Here is a 4,341-nt window from a genome sequence, read left to right as displayed (position 1 = left end):
CCTGTCTGGCGCACATGAAGCCCTTGGAATCGCATGGTTCCAAGGGCTTTTTCCATGTTGGGCGTCACTCGGACTATGCCGGGCTATTGACGTCCATTTCGTGGAGCAACACAGTGGAGAAAACGCGGGACAATCGTGGGAAAATCGCGGGAAAAGACAAAGGAGTGGGTTGTGTACGATTTCCGGACGCTGGTTGATCGCAGAGGCACGATGTCCGAGAAATGGCATCTTATCGAAGAGGATATGGGGCCCGGCAACGACGACGTGCTCGCGCTGTCCGTGGCGGACATGGAGTTCAAGCCTGCACCGCAGATCGTTGCGGCGCTTGTCGATGCGGCTCGCCATGACGTGTTCGGCTACGACTATGCGACGGATGCCTATTATGATGCGCTGATCGGATGGATGCGCCGTCGTCATGGATTCGACGTGGCGCGTCAATGGGTCAGACTGTCCGACGGCGTGATGCCGGCGATCAACGCGGCGCTGCGAGCGGTGAGCCGTCCGGGGGACAAGGTCATCATTCAGCGGCCCGTGTATTATCCGTTCACGGTCGTCGCCGAAGCCAACGGACTGACGATTCTCGACAACGAGCTGCGAGTCGAACAGGACGGCACGTATGTGATGGACGTTGAGGATCTGGCGCGCAAGGCGGCCGATCCAAGGTGCACTGCGATGATCGTGTGCAATCCGCACAATCCGGTCGGCCGCGTCTGGACCGCCGACGAGCTGCGCACGGTGGCGGATATCTGCATCGACAACGATGTGACGCTGCTGTCCGATGAGATTCATGCGGATTTCGCCTATCCCGGGCATGCCACGACGATGCTGGGCACGCTGGGGGAACGATATCGCGCACATTGCATGGAGTTCACCGCGCCCACCAAGACCTTCAATCTTGCGGGGCTGGCGTGCTCGAACGTCATCATCGCCGATCCCGGGCTCAGGCGCGCGTTCGACATCGCCGCCGCCAATATCGGCGGATTGACGGTGAGCCACTTCGGGCTGGTCGCCTGTCAGGCGGCATATGAGCAGGCGGAGCCTTGGCTCGACGAGCTGCTTGACGTGCTGTCGGGCAATCTTGCTCTGGTGCGCGACTTCGCGTCCGGCGTGGACGGCATACGGCTGGTGGAGCCCGAAGGCACGTATCTGGCATGGCTGGACTGCAGAGGGCTGGGCATGGATGCCGATGATCTGTGTGATTTCATGCGAAGGCGTGCCCGGGTGTATTTCGACGAGGGGATTATGTTCGGCGCGTCCGGGGCTGGATTCGAGCGGGTGAATCTCGCGTGTCCCGCCGCGATGCTGTCGCAGGCGCTTGAGCGTGTCGCCGGCGCGATCGCGGCGCGCTAGCCGCGCGCCAGCGATGCGCGTGTCGACTACGCTCCCAGCTGAAAGCGAACATATGTTCTTTTATAATGGAGTGTAGGTGTCAACGAGCGAGTCGAGGAGATGACGTCGGCTATGGTGGCCGTGTGAGGGTTGCCGGTGCGATCGTTTCGGGAATGGAGGAGCCATGACCAGGCGCGGAGTTTGGGCTTCGATACGGCGTATAGCCGCATCCGACCGCATATCCGGCCTCATCATGCTGTCCTTCGCTCTCGTGGGGCTTGTGATGGCGAATCTGCCGGCGACGGCGCATGTGTTCGAGACGATCGCGGAAACGCATATCGCCGTGCCGGGTACCAATCTTGATCTTCCGATCGGCCACTGGGCGCAGGACGGTCTGCTGACCGTGTTCTTTCTGACGGTCGGCCTTGATCTCAAACAGGAGCTCACCACCGGCTCTCTGGCCAATCCGAAGGCCGCGGCGGTTCCCATGCTGTGCGCGGTCGGCGGCATGCTCGCGCCGCCGGTGCTGTTCGTCGCCGTCACGTTTCTGTTCTCCGAATACGGGCCGGGCGGCATCGGCAATGTGCTGCTGCCCAGCACAGGCAGCATCATCCCCTTCGCCGAGACGGTCCGTGGCTGGGCGGTGCCCACGGCTACGGACATCGCGTTCTCGCTGGCGGTTCTGGCATTGTTCGCCAAAGCGCTGCCGGGTTCGATTCGAGCGTTTCTCATGACCCTCGCCACGGTGGATGATCTTCTGGCGATCATCCTGATCGCCGTGTTCTTCTCATCGCTCAACGCATGGTATTGGTTCATCGGGATCGCCGTCTGCGCACTTGCCTGGCATGTTCTGGTGCGACGCAGACGGGTGCCGTGGCCCGCGGTGGCGGTCGTCGGCATATTGGCATGGGCGATGATGTTCGAGGCTGGCGTGCATCCCACACTGGCGGGTGTGCTGGTCGGCCTGCTGACCCCGTCCCGGGAGATGTACGGCGAGAAAAGTCCAAGGGCCGAGCGGTACGCGTCCAAGCTGCAGCCGTTCTCCGCGCTGCTTGCGCTGCCGGTGTTCGCTCTGTTCGCGACCGGGGTCAGATTCCAGTCGTTGACGCTGGAGCTGATGATCTCCCCGCTGGTCATTGCCTTGGTTGTGGCACTGGTCGTCGGCAAGCCGCTGGGCATCATGACCACGGCGTGGATATCGACCCATGTGGGTCGGCTCCGCATGCCGGAGGGGCTTCGGGTGAGGGACATGTTCCCGGCCGCCTGCGCCTGCGGCATCGGCTTCACCGTGTCCTTCCTGATCGCCTCGCTCGCCTTCGACGACCCGGAACTGTCCGCTGAATCGAGATTCGGCGTGCTTGTGGCATCCCTGATAGCGGCGGTCATTTCAGGTGTTCTGCTCAACAGACAGTCGAAACGCTACGAGCGCATGCTGTCGAGCGGGCCGTCCGCGCCGCGATCGGAGCGTCAGGCGACTCAGGATGTCATCACTGAAACCGTATCGACGCTTGGCAGCGGCGATCTGGCCATCACCTCCGAGGTGCTGTCGCCCGAGCAGGTCGAACGAATCAGGCAGCGTCGTCTGGCGGGCAAAGGCGATGCGGTGCAGCCGCAGGGAACGGACCAGCGTCGCAGGAGGCAGCGAGTCATCAGCCGTACCCGGCGATTGTGGCATGCGATGCATGGCTCATCGTCGATGACAACGAAACGGCATCGGTCAGCCTCGCCCACGATGCGTCAACATGACCGGCATGAGCGCGAAGGTGATGCGCCTGATGCTCCCACGCAAGATGAGTCGAATGCGCGATGACGGACCGAATGGAGAACCACATGGAAGATGATGAGGACGACGTCACGCCGTCGATATCGGCGTCTCAGAGTGATGCCGAAGATTGTGTGCAGTGTCGTGAACAGAGGCATGCTCAGGGGCATACTCAGGGTGACGACGTGTCGACGGTAGGAGAGGGGCCTCTGGGCGACACCTACCATCGTGGTCCCGTCATCATGCGAGGCCCGATGATCCCCAAGGACAACACCACTGGGAATCTGCTGGCATCGGACCAGTCCACCGATTGGCTGCATATGGATCCATGGCGGGTGCTTCGCATCCAGTCCGAATTCGTGGACGGGTTCGGCGCTCTGGCGGAGCTTGGCCCGGCCGTGTCGGTGTTCGGCTCGGCGCGCATCCGGCGCACTGATCCCTATTACAAGGCGGCGCGTCGAATGGGGCGGCTTATCGCACAGCAGGGCATCGCCGTCATCACCGGAGGCGGCCCGGGAATCATGGAGGCGGCGAACCGGGGCGCTGCGCTCGCCGGCGGAAAATCCGTCGGACTAGGAATCGAATTGCCGCATGAGCAGGGGCTGAACCAGTGGGTGAATCTGGGCATCAGCTTTCGGTACTTCTTCGTGCGCAAGACCATGTTCGTCAAATACAGCTCGGGCGTGATCATCTGCCCGGGCGGGTTCGGCACGCTCGACGAGATGTTCGAGTTGCTGACGCTGGTGCAGACCCACAAAGTGACGTCCATGCCGGTTGTGCTGTTCGGGAAAGCCTACTGGCAGGGCCTTTTCGATTGGCTGGAGGGGACGGTCGCACAGCGTGGCATGATCTCCGGACTCGACTCCAGTCGGGTTGCGCTCACCGACGATGCTGACGAGGCTGTCAGTATCGCGGTCAGCGCCATCGATCGGCGCAAGTGATCGGCGCAAGTGATCGGCATGGCAGAATAAGCGCAGATGATCGGCGAGGAGTTTCACTGCTGGACGCTGCGTTGCTGAATGCTGAGCTGCTGAACACTGCGCTGTCGGAAATAAAAAAGCGACCCCGGCCGGACTTGAACCGGTGACCTCCGCCGTGACAGGGCGGCGCTCTAACCAACTGAGCTACGGGGCCGTGTGCAGTTCTCAATGAAGCACGAGTCACTACTATACCTTATGGGTGGACTTCGGCGTGTCGTGCGACGTGCCTCACGTTTTTTGAGCGCGTAATGGTTAGTGGTGCCTCATTGG

Annotated in this window: 2 protein-coding genes, 1 tRNA gene and 1 pseudogene; 3 read left to right on the top strand and 1 reads right to left on the bottom strand. The window is 61.9% G+C overall.

Features of this window, described 5'->3' with window-relative positions; all coding sequences use genetic code 11:
* Window positions 1–171: 171 nt before the first annotated feature.
* The 3 genes and pseudogenes from EHS19_RS00020 (at window position 172) to EHS19_RS00010 (ending at window position 4,032) form a co-directional block, all read left to right on the top strand.
* On the top strand, window positions 172–1,350 hold the full coding sequence (locus tag EHS19_RS00020) for a MalY/PatB family protein (protein ID WP_151915762.1): 1,179 nt from the start codon (window positions 172–174) through the stop codon (window positions 1,348–1,350).
* A 163-nt stretch (window positions 1,351–1,513) separates the two neighbouring features.
* A pseudogene (locus EHS19_RS00015) lies at window positions 1,514–2,756 on the top strand (Na+/H+ antiporter NhaA); the annotation flags it as partial.
* Window positions 2,757–3,333: 577 nt separating this feature from the next.
* Window positions 3,334–4,032 carry an LOG family protein gene (locus EHS19_RS00010; RefSeq protein WP_241676982.1) on the top strand — a complete coding sequence of 233 codons (699 nt, stop codon included), beginning with the start codon at window positions 3,334–3,336 and terminating at the stop codon, window positions 4,030–4,032.
* A 119-nt stretch (window positions 4,033–4,151) separates the two neighbouring features.
* Here EHS19_RS00010 and EHS19_RS00005 read toward each other — a convergent pair.
* A tRNA-Asp gene (locus tag EHS19_RS00005) sits at window positions 4,152–4,225 on the bottom strand.
* Window positions 4,226–4,341: the final 116 nt, after the last annotated feature.

The organism is Bifidobacterium jacchi (assembly GCF_009078285.1).
Classification (GTDB): Bacteria; Actinomycetota; Actinomycetes; order Actinomycetales; family Bifidobacteriaceae; genus Bifidobacterium; species Bifidobacterium jacchi.
The sequence above is the reverse complement of the archived record's forward strand: the minus strand, read 5'-3'. Positions and strand labels throughout refer to the sequence as shown.